At 46.8% G+C, this 979-nt stretch carries 1 protein-coding gene; it reads left to right on the top strand.

Going from position 1 to position 979, the window contains the following annotated elements; all coding sequences use genetic code 11:
* Window positions 1-94 precede the first annotated feature (94 nt).
* Window positions 95-955: a broad-spectrum class A beta-lactamase TEM-116 gene (locus FB00_RS21840; protein ID WP_000027050.1), complete on the top strand. Its 861-nt coding sequence runs from the start codon at window positions 95-97 to the stop codon at window positions 953-955.
* Window positions 956-979: the final 24 nt, after the last annotated feature.

Genomic DNA, 979 nt, shown 5'->3' with positions numbered 1-979 from the left:
TATTTGTTTATTTTTCTAAATACATTCAAATATGTATCCGCTCATGAGACAATAACCCTGATAAATGCTTCAATAATATTGAAAAAGGAAGAGTATGAGTATTCAACATTTCCGTGTCGCCCTTATTCCCTTTTTTGCGGCATTTTGCCTTCCTGTTTTTGCTCACCCAGAAACGCTGGTGAAAGTAAAAGATGCTGAAGATCAGTTGGGTGCACGAGTGGGTTACATCGAACTGGATCTCAACAGCGGTAAGATCCTTGAGAGTTTTCGCCCCGAAGAACGTTTTCCAATGATGAGCACTTTTAAAGTTCTGCTATGTGGCGCGGTATTATCCCGTATTGACGCCGGGCAAGAGCAACTCGGTCGCCGCATACACTATTCTCAGAATGACTTGGTTGAGTACTCACCAGTCACAGAAAAGCATCTTACGGATGGCATGACAGTAAGAGAATTATGCAGTGCTGCCATAACCATGAGTGATAACACTGCGGCCAACTTACTTCTGACAACGATCGGAGGACCGAAGGAGCTAACCGCTTTTTTGCACAACATGGGGGATCATGTAACTCGCCTTGATCGTTGGGAACCGGAGCTGAATGAAGCCATACCAAACGACGAGCGTGACACCACGATGCCTGTAGCAATGGCAACAACGTTGCGCAAACTATTAACTGGCGAACTACTTACTCTAGCTTCCCGGCAACAATTAATAGACTGGATGGAGGCGGATAAAGTTGCAGGACCACTTCTGCGCTCGGCCCTTCCGGCTGGCTGGTTTATTGCTGATAAATCTGGAGCCGGTGAGCGTGGGTCTCGCGGTATCATTGCAGCACTGGGGCCAGATGGTAAGCCCTCCCGTATCGTAGTTATCTACACGACGGGGAGTCAGGCAACTATGGATGAACGAAATAGACAGATCGCTGAGATAGGTGCCTCACTGATTAAGCATTGGTAACTGTCAGACCAAGTTTACTCATAG

Origin of the sequence: Cellulosimicrobium funkei, assembly GCF_001019615.1 — a bacterium.
Classification (GTDB): domain Bacteria; phylum Actinomycetota; class Actinomycetes; order Actinomycetales; family Cellulomonadaceae; genus Cellulosimicrobium; species Cellulosimicrobium cellulans_E.
This window is presented reverse-complemented; position numbering and strand designations above follow the sequence as displayed.

Bases quoted from the DNA above. Each gene is read 5' to 3' on its own strand.
- FB00_RS21840 (WP_000027050.1), top strand. From the start codon at position 95: ATGAGTATTCAACATTTCCGTGTCGCCCTTATTCCCTTTTTTGCGGCA.